Source organism: Spirosoma aerophilum (assembly GCF_054782495.1).
This window is the reverse complement of the sequence record NZ_BAAGSJ010000040.1, coordinates 59,065-72,216: the sequence shown is the minus strand read 5'-3', so window position 1 is coordinate 72,216 and position 13,152 is coordinate 59,065. Positions and strand designations below refer to the sequence as shown.

Here is a 13,152-nt window from a genome sequence, read left to right as displayed (position 1 = left end):
GTCAAGCGTTTCACCGATAAATAGTTATGCTCATCGGCATCCTAGCCCGAGAATCGGGCTTTTCCCGCGACACGATCCGGTATTACGAGAAAATCGGTCTGTTGCGATTGCCCAAACGAGCCAGGCGGGAAAACAACTACAAGGAATATTCACTGGCCATTTTATCGCGACTTCGGGCGATCAAGGAATTAAAGAAGATCGGCTACACACTGGCAGAAATTCGGCAGGTCATTACCTGCTACGAAACCGGTGGTTTGGACTGCCTAGCAGGCAAAGGCCAGGTACTAGAAAAAGTCCGGCTGATCGAAGAGCAAATCAGCCAATTGCAGCGCATCAAACAACAGTTGTTGGAAGCGGTTGCCGATTGTCCTAATCATTGCAGAATCACAGCGATTCTGGATGACAACTTAACCGCAGCAAAGTAGTTTTTGGTACTATTATAAAGGCTTGGATCGACGCTTAACGGCTTCATCGCAACTTTACGAAGATAATTTATTTTCAGGATCGGACAGTTAGGGTAGTGTTTCTTCAAACGCCCGTTTTTCCAAAACAGCATAGCTTCCTCTCGGGACATACACCCGGACATTATTAGTAATCTCAAATTGCCGTCTCACGTATCAACGTCTCAAAAATTGGGACGTAGCTGAGTTTATGAATCAAACGGCTTTGCTTTAAAACCACTCCTCTAGCTGATGGGCTTCGCTCAATAAATAGCGCCGCGTTTCCTGGTCGTCCTCAGTGGCTAATCGTTGCTGAATGGCTATGTAGCGGTCTTTACGGGTTTTGAATAAATCCGTTGACAAAAGCTCGACTAACCACTGACTAAAATCCTGTAGTTCGGCTTGCTGCTGCGAATAGGGAAACTGATCGGTAAAGCTTTCCTGAGCCAGATTGGACCACTCGTATTTAGCTATGGGCTGGGCTGGATTGCCTAGAAATGTATCCAGGATATACGTATTAGAACAGAAGGTTTGCCAAGCCTTGATCCTGGCTTGGTCGAATTTGCCAGCTTTGAAAAGCAGTACTGTCCATTCAAACAGAAAATCGGGAAAGCCAATGTCATCGGGAAATGTTTTGGCGAACCAACGAGTATACGTTACTCCCCCTTTGTAATCGCCTAACTGAAGATAATACCGAGTGGGTAAATAGCGCAATCCTCGCGAATCATCGTAGCCACCAAACTTTCGTTTTTCGGCGGCTAAAGCTCGTTTAATATCAGCAATCTTTTTCTCCAGCCGTTGAATTTGCTTCGGTGTCATTGCTAGAAGGTGAAAGAGTAATGGAAATCTAAGCTTAAAGACTAGCTGGCAAGATTAGCAATACACTATAGCCAGACACGACTACAACGATCAAGGAACATCCATTGCCTTAAATAGGATGTGTATCAGCGACTGTTTGGTTCTTACTGAAATCCGTCAATCGCGCAAGATCTGTTAAAATTCACTGGGAATAAACCCCCGAGCCAGTAAATAATTGATCTGTTTTATCCCGTATATTTCCATCCAATGGGACATGGTAAGATAATCTATATTGAGTTCATTTGCCCAGTATCGCAGCCAGGGGGTATATCGGTTGGGATTCATGTTGCTCCCCGACGGGGTAAGAATGATAGTAGCCAGCCCCATAACGATCGTGCGTTGAAAGGTGGGCATCAGTTTGAGTTGAGAACTCCAAAAATCATTACCCAGTCGAGCATATTGAGTAAGTTCAGCCGAAGTTACATCTAATTCATCCATCAGATGGGTAATATACTGGGGTGGCCACCCCAGTAGAGATATATCGTCACGAAGGGGTTTATCAGGTTCGCTCATTAGCAGGCGAGTCTGGAAAGCCATTGCCAATAAACCAATAATGGAAACGTGCTGAAAATGGCTCTGCTGTAAGAAACTCCGCATCAAGGACTGATGAGGCAAGGGCAGTAAATCGTCCACAATGGGCAAGGGGTCTTATAAACAAATAAAGGGAATAAAATTAGCTTTTAGCGTTGGCCATGCTAGTTGATACTACTGTTGATAGGGTTCTTTATATCATTCCAGCACGGTCGATTCACGCATTAACCGGCGTACCGATTCGGCATGAAACAACTTGCCAGTTCGAGTCCGGAAGCCTGTTTTATTGAGTCGTTCCGCAATCGCTCTCATGGGAAGCTTATCGCGTTGATAGAGTCGAATCAATTCGGCGGCTTGCTGGTTAGCCGGGTGAATCCGGGCGGCTTGTTTGCCAACGGCCGTTCCTTTCCGACGGCCTTCGTCACAAAAATTCTCGGGTTTGCCTAAGGTAAAACCCCGGGCTTTCTTTTGGTGTAAAGCGGCCCTTGTCCGTTCGGAGATCTTGCGCAGTTCATCCTCAGCTAAGGCGGCTTTGATGTTAATAATCATATCGGAGTCATTGAGACAATCCAGGGCCGTGAACATAACTTTATTCAACCGCAGAGCAACCAGAATTTCCAGATTCCTAAGCACCCGGTCCAGCCGGTAAGCAATCAGCTTGGCGTTTTCTTTCTGACAGAGTTCAATGGCTTTGGCCAGCTCCTTGCGGCTCGTCTTGCCACCCGATTCAATTTCAATAAAGTCGCCGATTAACGCATCACCACAAAAGGCGTGGATGCCTGCCTTTTGTGCATCAAGTCCCAACCCACTCCTCCCCTGCTTTTGGGTAGATACCCGGTAGTAAGCTACGTATTTCACCATAAAGACGCTATAAGTATATATAAAGGAAGTTTGTCACAAGTCAAGAACGCACGTTGTAGCCTTGTGACAAAACAAAGATAGTGGAAAAGGGAATTGAATTCACCGCCTAAAAGCTGTCAGGTTGGCAGAGAAAGAAAAATGTGGAGTGAAACTGATAAAAGATGGCCTTAGGCAATCAAGGCCGGTTGAAAAATTACCTTGCCTGTCAAAAAATACAAAACACAAAAAAGCCCTGACTGATCAGGGCTTCTTAACGTTACTCAGCAACGATGTCCGGCTTGGGCTTGCGGCCTCTTGGCTTACCGGTGTAAGGTACTTTAACAGCTGCTGCTTCAGGAGCTATTTTTAGGTCAAAGGCGGTTGTGCCTTCATACTCGAAAAGACGAATCGTAAAGTCGTATTTTGTTTTGGTAAAATCCACTCCGCTCCGCTTCAAAATAAAGGGTAGTGCCAACGTATAGCTTTTGGCCGCTTTCTCGAAGGTAAAGGTTTCCGCATCGGTACTGCCTGGAACCAGGTAGAGGGATTTGGCTTTGCGCTTGCCCTCGTCCATACCTACTTTAAAGGAAGTTTGGCTAAGATCGACCCCTAAATGAGCCACCGTCTTGGCGGGCAAAACAAGTTTACCGGCACTAGAAATGAAACCGGTTAAAATTAGCTTAGCTGGTTTAGGGGCTTTTTCGGCCTTGGCCGTAGGCTGTTGGTTTTCAGTAGGTGAAAAAAAATGGATGTTAATAGCTTTCATTCACTTGGTTTTAAGACTTTTACCAGGAAACAAAGGTAGGAAGTTAACTAATGAATGAGGACAAACCACGAATTTAAGGTGAACGACTTAGTTACGCTCATTAACCCCAAGGCAGCTCAAGAGTTAGAAGCGGCTAATGCTGATATTGACTGGCCTGTTCCGGTGATCAGTCAATATGGTCAGCGAGTACACTGCTGGAACAGCCAACGGCGCGAATTTGCCATCACCCTCAGTGCAACCGAGATTAGGAAAGTTGATTGATTAGAGAGGTTACCTGACACGCGGCTTAGAATAGGATAGCGGGTAAAATGCATTCGCTACTGTTACATCTCCTTACCAATAAAAGAACCTATCTGTAAACGCGTTCATTTGGCCAAGGGTTTTCGTGAACGCTTTTTTATAAGTATTCAAAAGGGTCATAAGGGCTTGATTTTTAAGTATATATCATGTTCATTAAATATAAATGACAAGCCTTTTACTGGACGATTTCAGGATTCACCTATCCTAGAATGAATTTATTGACGTTTTTAGTTTGTTTAATTCTGGATTGTTTAGCAGGGCGCGTTTAAAGAAAGATACAAAAGTCGTCAATACCCGATTAGAGGTGTCTCAACAAACGGGTATTAATTACAGAATGAGGATTTATGTACGATTTTATAAAGTGACCTAAATAGCTTTAATAGGTAATTCTCCCTTTAAACCATGTATTTAGCCACCAATCAAATTTTTATGCAACCTAGCAACTCGTTTGACTTAAATAAGCTGACTACAGCATTAAATAATATAAACCTTGTCAGCGACGGAGATTCAGTCGAACAAGATGGAGCTAAAAATTTTGGAATGGCTCAATCATTCTTTAACTACGAAAGCTTTTGGAAGTTTCATGTAGTTCCAGCTACAGAACGACCTAATAGCATTAACTCAAGAAAATCAGCTTCAAGAGAAACTCATCAAATCGGCCAAAATAGTTATTCCATTTTTACAGATATGTATGAAGCCGAAGTTGCAGTAAATAAAATAAAAGTTGGCGATTTCGGCGGCTTAAACTTTAAAAATGTACTAGATATCATTAACTATACAGGTGATGCTATTCAAAAATTTAAAAATCTACAAGATGCAATTGAAATAGATTTGAAAAATAAACTCGGTTTTCAGAGCTTATCAATATGTCCTGTTCAAATAATCAAAGATAAGTGGTTAGCTGAAAGAAAAATAGTTATTAGTTATAGAAATACACAAACTCATAATGGCAAAGTAGCCATATTTATTCGCCCAAATTCACAAGGAGACGTTGCATATATGATGGACCCATATGAAGTATCTAATTACTTTTATGATGATAGAAAAGGAAACAAAAGTGATTTAACTTGGAAAGAAACATATGACCTATTTAATACAAACCCTGAAAAATTCTTACTTATAGAAGATGCGTGTTTAAGTCTCATTGGTGCAACATATAATTGGCTTAATCAAGGGTATTACTTTGCAAAAAATACCCTTGACACATTAATTCAGCAACAATCGTACATCGCTTTATGGGGTCTGAGCCAAGCAGAGTATAATGATATCATTGATCACTATACATCATCAAAACCAATAATACCTATTAAAACAACATCATCAGGCTCTTTTTATATGCCTGGGTCAGGATCTGGCACTTATCAAGTATAAATTTTAGTAATAGCACTTCTTTAAATCATATATCCTACCCACCTTGTACTAACATAAACGTATGTTTGAGCTGTAAAAAAAGCTTTGACTTTTATGAGATTATGATAGGAGGTTTTGAAACCAGTAAAACTTTGAGAATCAATTACTACTTTACCTAGTTACCCAGTAATTTTCCAATCGCCAATCAAATGACCCAAAATGATCTCGTAATCTTTCTGCTAGATACCAGTAACCTACTTTATCGAGTTGAGTCCACCTAATGGATCTTAGATCAGTGAGTCCTGGCAAGGCTGAAAGACTTTTAAGCAAAATACTATCAATTGGTGGATGAATGATGCTGCTTCGGTTGCATTGACCCCTGTTACATAATATAACAGACGTCTTGAGATAAATGGAGATGATCTTTGCGGCTCTACCATAAGTAGCTGTTTGAACGTCGTCAGCTTTTAAACTGCTAATGATTCTATCAGCCCAAAGCTGATGAAGTGCGTCAAACTGCTCTATAGTCACTTCGCTCTCATCTTGGGCAAAACGTTCGAGACTCGACTGATCAATTGCATGCTTAATCTTGCCCGTCGTTGTAAAGTCCCTTTGTACTGCTCTTGCCGCTGTCCAGATAGCATAATTGTGCCGATGCTGATCAAATGTATAGTATTTCATGATATGGAGTTGATTTCAGCCTTCAGCAATCTATTGTAAGTTTCTAGATAGTTATTGTCCACCTTATCTGTAAGATGAAGAATTGTTAATTTTACTTTCTAACTTTCTATGATTTGTGTATCATTGATTCTGTGTCTGACACAAATTTTGAAAGAGGGACATATACTTGAATCCATCAAGTTAGCCTGTTACAAATCTTGAACGCGCTCGTTTATGATTTGTAACAATTATAGATTGTGACCTTAAACGCCTAAGCTAGAAAAAATACGCCCAGATTATGTTCAAATATCGACTCTTCACCATACATAAAATATAATGAAATATATTGTCCACTTCACATCAGACTTTGATAAACTGAAAAGTATAATTATGTCTCGTTCACTTAGACTTCACTATTGTAAAGAGGAATTTTGCCTTGGAGACAAAAAAATTTCAAGTGCTGCACACCCTATGATTTCTTTTAGTGAATATAACCTTGCAACGATAAATGATAATAACATTACATACGGGAAGTTCGGAATTGCCTTTACTAAATCATGGGTAAATAAACATAAAATTCATCCTGTCTTATATATAGACAAGAATTCAGTCATCGCTAACTCGCTAGCAGATTTATTAAAAGCTAGACGTAAAAATGCAGCTACACAACTCTCGCCAAATATCAGATTGTCTATTATGACAATTAAATGCTTCACTAAAAACGCTTTTGGTTATAATAGCTATTTTAACCAAAATAACTTTGATTTCAGAAGTGAGAATGAATGGCGTTTTGTGCCGACTAAAAAACAAATTGAAGGAAAACTTATATCTCAAGATAGAAGAAAATACATAGCAAAGCAAAATTTATACAATAGTCAATTGGAAAAGTATCCATTAGTTTTTACCGAAAATGACATTGAATACATATATGTTGAAACTGAGAAACAAATTTTAGAAGTCAAAGCACTATTACCGATTGATGAAAAAAAGATAAGGCTTAGCAAGTGGAATGTAGCATAGTTTTTGCTCTTAATTACCACAAAAAAACCTTGACGATTTATAATCTCTTTAGTGTCTTAGCTATTTTCAATAATATAAGCAATCTTTTTTACAAGCCCCGACTTTCCCGCTCAATCAAGGCCCGTAGCTGCTCTTTGTCTGGCAATTCAGCCAAGTATTGTGAGACAAACACTTCATTTGCCATACCACTTGTGGCATACTCGACTAGGGAGTTGTCTTTACTGGCGCAGAGGATTATACCAACGGGCGGATTATCACCTGCGCTCATTTCGTTGGCTTTATAGTAGTTGAGGTAAACGGTCATCTGGCCGGCATCCGCGTGGTCGAATTCGCCGATTTTGAGATCTATCAACACGTGACACTTTAAAATTCGATGGTAGAAAACTAAGTCGATTCGATAGTGACGATTACCGAAACTGATACGCTTTTGACGAGCTTCAAAGCAGAATCCTCGTCCCAACTCCAATAAGAAATCTTGTAAATTGTCGATGATGGCTTTTTCGAAGTCGTTCTCTGTGTACTCCGGTTTTTCTTGTAAGCCCAGAAACTCTAGCAAATACGGATTTCGAATCAAGTCTTCTAGACCAGCCGGTTGATTCTCCTGAATGCGAGCAATCACGGCAGTTTTATCCGTTGACAGGCTAGTGCGTTCGGCCAAGAGCGTTGTAATAGCCCGGTTTAGCTCGTGGACTTTCCAGTTGTTTTTGAGTGCTTCGACCTCGTAAAAACGACGTAACAATGGATTATCTACCTTTAATAGTTCAACAAAATGCGAGTAAGTTAGTCGATCTAATAAGAGGGTCGAGTCAAGAGCAGGTATATCTGTGTCAATATTCATGTCCCATCTTGCATCTACCTGACGAATGGCTTCGAAATCAGGCAGTTTGAATTTGGCAGATAGCGTCTGCCAAATTTGAGGATAGGTTAGATAGAATTGACGATACTGCCTTAAGGAACGATCTGACACGCCCTTAATAGAATATTTTTGGAGTTCAATAGACAAACGTTTGTGTAATTGCTGCCCGTAAGCAGCACGGTCAGTACCATGCTGTTCGAACTCGACAATATAAAATCCAAACAGATAGTTACGAAGAGTCAGCAATTGATCGGCTTGTCGAGCAGCCTGCTGGCTAAGCTGATGGTGCAGCCCTTCTAATGTAATAATTAACTCTGAGAATTGCATAATAGGCGGGTAAATAATTACTCAGCAAATAAATAATTATCAGATTGCTGAACATCAACACACTAGTTAATTTATTACTAGAAGATAGGGATAATAGAATTTACTGTCAAATTTAACTATTATCAATATTAAAACTCGTTTAAAACAAGTTTTGCATAAATTAATAATTCTTGTTCACTAAATAAACTCAACTCCCTGAATACCTGACGATGGCATTTTCCATATTTAGATCCGCTGCCACAAAAACATTTATCTGTGTTTTTTGGCTCTTTATGCTGCGCAATATAGCGAAGACCTTTTGCTATTAACATTGGATCTGTCGAATTAAACTTATCCTGAAAGAATTCAGTATGCCCTTTATTACCGTGAGATCTTTCTTTTAAAAAATACCCATAGAGCTCACGGTGTTTTTGATTGTAAAAATAAGGTACAACTTCTTTTTCAATAAAATTAGCTAGTTTTATTCCTTTTTTACACGTTAAAGTCTCTTGAGGAAATGGCATTAAGCAGCAATGTCCATCTGAAAAAACATGCCAATCGATGTTAATAGGAATCCTTCCTCCCGTTTCAAACACAAAAGGAAGCTTTGAAGGATACTCATCCGTTGGCACTATTTTTACTGAATAATTATCTATTAGCTCCCCTTCAGTGTCATGAAGCGGGATATTACCATAAATAAATGGAAGGCCATTTTCCTCCTCAGAATAGTTCAAAGAAGGAAAATGGTCATTTATGTTTATTGACTCTTGCCTAAATAATTCAATTCCACTAGCCATTACTCCAGGGATTAGACCTAGCTGCCCCAGCAGCTACAGTTGTTTTTAATACTGAATCTTGTTTTTTATCTTCTCCGTCCGGGAAACGATCGCCTAAATGTTTTTGCCACAACTTACTTGCTTTTAATTGATTGTCTTCTTTAAGGGCTTTATCTGCATCATCTAAAAACTCTTTTAAAGCAGTCATAAAGTTATCCTTCCTAGCTTGATCATAATCTTCAAAAAGGTCATCACCAGGTTCAACAGGAACAGTGCATTCAAATTCGGCGTCCAAAGTTTTTTTAATCTCATTAAGAATATCTTTCAGCGTTATGTCATCACGATCATTAAGGACGATTTTGTCTAATGCATTTGATGCTAAAATTGTCATCGTTAGGCCACTAGGCATTTTATGTCGTTTAAAATCGCACCAGGTTTTCAAATACATGACTGCATTAACAATTCGCGCATCCTGCTTCTTCTTTTTAATAAACCAGGAAATCATTCCTTTTGGATCATCATCGCGCCATCCTTCACCTTTAATCGCTATTTGATACTCATCGCTATCTGCATCTTTGTAATAGACTGGATGATCAATTTCATAATCTCCCGCGAATATCGTTCGTATACATTTTTTTCGATGTTGTGCGGGCTTACTTGTATATCCATCGACCGCCTGACGTACCCAGTCTTGTAAGGTCTCAGGCTTATGATCAGGAGTTTGAAAAAAATAGACTCCATCATCTAGATCACAGATATCATCTTTTGTCCTGATAACTGATTTCATCTTCGTGGAGCCTTGAACATAAAAGTAGGGCTTATAATTAGGTTGATTTTCCTTAAACCAATCACGAATTTTATCACGCAACTTATCACGTGAAATTTTCATTTTTTTCTCTTTATCACTATCAATCGAAATCTTAGAGAGATAGGTTCTGAATAAATTTTGACAATCGGCCATTTTCTTTGTTGTTTAAGTAGGTTATTTTAAAATGTCAAATTTAATTAGTTCATTTTCAATGTTATCAGGAACAAGTATCCTAATTGTTTTTTCAAAGTTTGAAATTTCACGCCGTTGTATTCGATCAAGGTTGTTATCTCTCACCAAAAAATCTTGCGAGAATATTCTATTCACCGTTTCAAGTGACGACAGTAAAGTTGTGGGTATATCAAAAAAATTAACGTTTTCTTCATTAACATCTCCTTCTATATAAAACGGAAAAGGACGAAACGAAGTATTGACTGTAATTTGCTTTAATGCACTAGTTCTTCTTCTTAAAATTGCTGGTTGCAGATCAGATAATTTTTGAGGCAGTAAAATTGTTATTGATGGAAATCTATTCTTTACTTGCACTACCTGCCTATTTACTACATCACCTTTTGAGTTCTTCTCAAGTACTTCAAATTCATCAATATGTGTAAAGGCATCAGCAACTTTTTCAAGGAAATTTTTGAAATAACCAATTGCTAGTGATGTTGAAGGAAGTAACGAGAATCTATACAATTTTTCAGCAACTTCCATTTCTCTTCTAATTGTATTGCAACTATTTCCTACAGCTGCTACTAGATTGTCTCTTCCCCTATATGTAGTTCTACTTATTCCATTAAAGTCTGATAAAATTTTAACAGATTCTTCTGCGATATAAAAAGCGCGATTTATTCCAATTGCCCCTAAAAAGAGACCAAATTCAAATAATACATTATCTCTTGGAATTACTTCATTTTTACCTCGAATTACAGCTTCATCATCAGGAGTCAAAATAATTATTGCGAAATCATAAAAAGATGCCCTGTTAATTAGGTTTTCAAGTGTACTTTTATTTAGTGCAAAAAGATTTTCATCCCATATATCCACATCAGCTTCTTTATCAAAGTTTGTCTTTACAGCTCTTGCCACTTCTAAACCTTCACTACTACTACCAATGAAAATACTCGGACGGTTGTTCGATGCAACTGTTAAAATAGCCATAACAAATGTTACTTTAGTTGTTTAAAGTTCATTTAAAATTTAATCAATTTAATTTTTTTCAAATAATCCACTCAAGGTAAAAATATTTATATTTTTTACCTTGAGTGGATTATGAAGTTGACCCACCATTACGATTACGTAGATTAATATTCACTTCATTCCTTAATTGAATATTGTTATGCTGAAAGTTATTAATAGTTAAGCTTCGAGTCACAGCACTATAAACGTCGTGGCGTTTTAATGGGTCGCGAATTGTAACCGCAAGGCAAAATTCTTGAGACAATTGCTCACCATCTGTAGCAGCTGCATTTTCGGCTGCATGAGAAAATAATCCTTTAAGCTCTAGAAACCATTTTTTAGGAAAGGCTAATCCTCGAACCCGGTGCGATTCGGTCATTTCTTGTAAATTAATTGCATACTTTTTGATCGGGTGAAATTTGCCTAAATCATCACGTAATTGCCTTTCTTGTGTAAATGGGTGATCGATATACCGTTGGAATTTAGCCGCGTAATGACTCGGCAGTAAAAGATTGTAAGGTTCTTGTTTACCGATGGGGTTAGAAACAGTTTTCTTCGTTGTATCACGTAAACGGATACGATCATATGTACCAAATGAAACATCAATGTTTGATTGACAATATTCAGCTCCTTGGGTGCTATCAAGTCTTGGATTTGTGACTAGGGTAATAATTACTTCGCCGTAGTATTGGCCTTCCTCATTCACCAATACGTCAGGGAATGGGAAATCCAATATTTCAATGTAGCCTCCTCGGACAATATTGTCTTGTAAAATCAGAGTACTCTCATGAGGTGAATTGAAAATTATATCTTCAATTGAGCTAGGTAAGCCAAAGCCCATTTCTTTTAATCGATCCTTTGGACTCAATTTGATACTTGGATGGTATCTAGCTGAATGTATGGAGAGAGCTTTTAACAACAAAGGATCGAATTCTCCTGCTACTCGGTGAGATAGGCCTGCGAGTAAGGAAGCTACTCGTGGAGTTGAAAAACTAGTACCTGCTTGTTTAACTACTCCACCAGAAATAGAAAAAGAATTAACACCTGTGAAAGTCATCCGCCCGCTTGGTTCAACACCGGCATTTCCACCAAAATGTGTTAGCTCCGGTTTTATAAGTCTATTTGGACCAAACCCAGTACGGGAAAAAGGTGAAGGATGACCTTCTGGGACTTGATCATGTATACCACGATTGTGTGCTATACTGCCAATGACCAACGAGCGTACAGAATCTGCGGAATTTGGGATTCGACGTTTCGGCTGTCCCGATGCGAAATTGGTACAATTGCCAGCCGACTTGCAAATCAAAGCACCTGATAGATTCTGTAAATCATCTAATGCTTTACCAAAATCAGAAAAATCGCGGGTATTACACTCTAAGGTACCGCCCCCTGATAAATTCCAAAGGAGTACGTCAGGGTGAGCTTCTACAGCATTCTTAATATTCTCGATCAGTTCATCTTCATCAATTCCCATTCCTGGATGTGGAAATACTGTGGCATCCAGTAATTTAAACTCACCCATGCCAACCCAGTTACTTTTTTCTAATTCATCCCCATAGAGAAGAATGCCAGCTACAAATGTTCCATGTGACCTATCTACTTCAGATTCAGCATAAGCGGTATATCGTCGCGAATCCAGCCAGGGTGCTAAGTGCGGAATAGGAGCAATTCCAGAATCAAGTACGCCAACTACTAAATAATCCTGTCCATCAACTGGAGCTTTAACTGGCAATGGTACACTAGGCGTTAACTCATCTAATGTGATGCGATATGAAGGCATCGGATCAATAGAATAGAGTGCCTCAAATTCCTGTACAGAGACTAAGGCATCCTGCTGAACATGATTCAGTTTGTAGATGGTTAAGCCTGACGTATATTCTGTTTTTTTAAAGCTGATATCATTGGCTTCAAGTGTTTGTTCAAACGCTTGTTCGATGCGCTGATTTATCTGGCGATTATGAAAATTGACAAGCTTTACTTTTAGCGGAGCATCATGATCAATGGGTAAATCAACATGAGGTTGAAAAGGGCGAATCTCATCAATCGCCGATACACCTAATGCAAATGACGTGGGCCGCTCTAAATTATGGTCGATAAAGGCAAGATGTTCGGCAGAATCAACTTTGACCAAGAAATCTAGATCTTCAGATACCCCAATAAAATTGTATTCTTCCTTCCGATTAAAAATCTTAGCGACTTCACCCCGATGGGATTTAGCCATAGCATCTTCCCGAACTGTAACTGTAAGCACGGCAGGAATAAAGCGTCGATTTGCTGATCGTTCAGCAAGTAGTTGGGCTGTGGTCCCTAGCGCTTCTCTAAACTCAGCCGATTTTGATTCTAAGAGAACTTCCGAAAGGACCCAGGCGGGCAAGTTGTTTCCGCCACCACCCTCAGTACGCCGTTCATCTTGTGTACCTCGTTTGCTAAACAGTTTTATAGGAAGATTTCTAGATTCCATG

General features: G+C 39.2%; 14 protein-coding genes. 4 read left to right on the top strand and 10 right to left on the bottom strand.

Annotated features, from left to right (window positions below; translation table 11 throughout):
• Positions 1-26: 26 nt before the first annotated feature.
• Positions 27-425 (top strand): MerR family transcriptional regulator, encoded by a 399-nt coding sequence (locus tag ACYVK4_RS31750; protein WP_461131608.1) that lies wholly within the window; start codon positions 27-29, stop codon positions 423-425.
• 246 nt (positions 426-671) lie between these two features.
• On the opposite strand, the gene ACYVK4_RS31745 is transcribed toward ACYVK4_RS31750, so the two are convergent.
• From ACYVK4_RS31745 to ACYVK4_RS31730, 4 genes are all read right to left on the bottom strand, one after another.
• Positions 672-1,259 (bottom strand): hypothetical protein, encoded by a 588-nt coding sequence (locus ACYVK4_RS31745; protein WP_461131607.1) that lies wholly within the window; start codon positions 1,257-1,259, stop codon positions 672-674.
• A gap of 174 nt (positions 1,260-1,433) precedes the next feature.
• On the bottom strand, positions 1,434-1,895 hold the full coding sequence (locus ACYVK4_RS31740) for a hypothetical protein (protein WP_461131606.1): 462 nt from the start codon (positions 1,893-1,895) through the stop codon (positions 1,434-1,436).
• Positions 1,896-2,027: 132 nt separating this feature from the next.
• Positions 2,028-2,690 carry a recombinase family protein gene (locus tag ACYVK4_RS31735; RefSeq protein ID WP_461072982.1) on the bottom strand — a complete coding sequence of 221 codons (663 nt, stop codon included), beginning with the start codon at positions 2,688-2,690 and terminating at the stop codon, positions 2,028-2,030.
• A 256-nt stretch (positions 2,691-2,946) separates the two neighbouring features.
• Entirely contained in the window at positions 2,947-3,435 is a 489-nt protein-coding gene (locus ACYVK4_RS31730; protein ID WP_461131605.1) for a hypothetical protein, read from the bottom strand.
• A 78-nt stretch (positions 3,436-3,513) separates the two neighbouring features.
• Between ACYVK4_RS31730 and ACYVK4_RS31725 the strand changes: the two genes are divergently transcribed.
• Together ACYVK4_RS31725 and ACYVK4_RS31720 are read left to right on the top strand one after the other, a co-directional pair.
• Positions 3,514-3,696 carry a hypothetical protein gene (locus tag ACYVK4_RS31725; RefSeq protein WP_461131604.1) on the top strand — a complete coding sequence of 61 codons (183 nt, stop codon included), beginning with the start codon at positions 3,514-3,516 and terminating at the stop codon, positions 3,694-3,696.
• Positions 3,697-4,137: 441 nt separating this feature from the next.
• Positions 4,138-5,106 (top strand): hypothetical protein, encoded by a 969-nt coding sequence (locus ACYVK4_RS31720; protein WP_461131603.1) that lies wholly within the window; start codon positions 4,138-4,140, stop codon positions 5,104-5,106.
• A gap of 150 nt (positions 5,107-5,256) precedes the next feature.
• On the opposite strand, the gene ACYVK4_RS31715 is transcribed toward ACYVK4_RS31720, so the two are convergent.
• Positions 5,257-5,766 carry a hypothetical protein gene (locus ACYVK4_RS31715; protein ID WP_461131602.1) on the bottom strand — a complete coding sequence of 170 codons (510 nt, stop codon included), beginning with the start codon at positions 5,764-5,766 and terminating at the stop codon, positions 5,257-5,259.
• Between the two features lie 369 nt (positions 5,767-6,135).
• Between ACYVK4_RS31715 and ACYVK4_RS31710 the strand changes: the two genes are divergently transcribed.
• Positions 6,136-6,765, top strand: coding sequence for an abortive infection system antitoxin AbiGi family protein (locus ACYVK4_RS31710; protein WP_461131601.1), 630 nt, complete (start codon positions 6,136-6,138; stop codon positions 6,763-6,765).
• A gap of 88 nt (positions 6,766-6,853) precedes the next feature.
• Here the strand turns inward: ACYVK4_RS31710 and ACYVK4_RS31705 are convergent, their stop codons facing one another.
• From ACYVK4_RS31705 to ACYVK4_RS31685, 5 genes are all read right to left on the bottom strand, one after another.
• Positions 6,854-7,948 carry a PDDEXK nuclease domain-containing protein gene (locus tag ACYVK4_RS31705; protein WP_461131600.1) on the bottom strand — a complete coding sequence of 365 codons (1,095 nt, stop codon included), beginning with the start codon at positions 7,946-7,948 and terminating at the stop codon, positions 6,854-6,856.
• A gap of 128 nt (positions 7,949-8,076) precedes the next feature.
• Positions 8,077-8,724: an SEC-C metal-binding domain-containing protein gene (locus ACYVK4_RS31700; RefSeq protein ID WP_461131599.1), complete on the bottom strand. Its 648-nt coding sequence runs from the start codon at positions 8,722-8,724 to the stop codon at positions 8,077-8,079.
• Positions 8,717-9,664, bottom strand: a complete 948-nt coding sequence (locus ACYVK4_RS31695; RefSeq protein ID WP_461131598.1) for a cyclic GMP-AMP synthase DncV-like nucleotidyltransferase — start codon at positions 9,662-9,664, stop codon at positions 8,717-8,719. Before ACYVK4_RS31695 ends, ACYVK4_RS31700 begins: the two co-directional genes overlap by 8 nt.
• A 21-nt stretch (positions 9,665-9,685) precedes the next feature.
• Positions 9,686-10,672 carry a TIR domain-containing protein gene (locus ACYVK4_RS31690; RefSeq protein WP_461131597.1) on the bottom strand — a complete coding sequence of 329 codons (987 nt, stop codon included), beginning with the start codon at positions 10,670-10,672 and terminating at the stop codon, positions 9,686-9,688.
• A 109-nt stretch (positions 10,673-10,781) separates the two neighbouring features.
• A complete protein-coding gene (locus tag ACYVK4_RS31685) occupies positions 10,782-13,151 on the bottom strand; it encodes a S8 family peptidase (RefSeq protein ID WP_461131596.1) in 2,370 nt (789 codons plus the stop codon).
• Position 13,152: the final 1 nt, after the last annotated feature.